Origin of the sequence: Pseudomonas sp. 2995-1, assembly GCF_002742505.1 — a bacterium.
Taxonomy (GTDB): Bacteria; Pseudomonadota; Gammaproteobacteria; order Pseudomonadales; family Pseudomonadaceae; genus Aquipseudomonas; species Aquipseudomonas sivasensis.
Window position 1 is genome coordinate 1 of record NZ_LJSA01000008.1, and the last position, 228, is coordinate 228.

The following is a 228-nucleotide window of genomic DNA, read 5'->3' on the forward strand; positions in this document are numbered from 1 at the left end:
TTTCTGTATAATCGAAGACTTCCGTCATAGTTATGCTGTCTTTCGTGGTATATAGCAACTGCTAATTGAATTAATGTGTGCCAATGTTTTTCTTTATTTTTTTTCCAATACTCTTCCATAATCTCATGACATTCAAAATAATCTCTGGTTCCATGAAATTCAATCAAATATTCAATATAAGCATCTGGATAATTCATCATTTCCCCCCGTGAAAGTGATCTAATTAAT

The 228-nt window shown here is 31.1% G+C and carries 1 protein-coding gene; it reads right to left on the reverse strand.

What is annotated here, in order from left to right; translation table 11 throughout:
* A partial coding sequence (locus AOA61_RS00030) for a DUF309 domain-containing protein (RefSeq protein ID WP_218197281.1) occupies positions 1-197 on the reverse strand: 197 nt, incomplete at its 3' end.
* Positions 198-228: the final 31 nt, after the last annotated feature.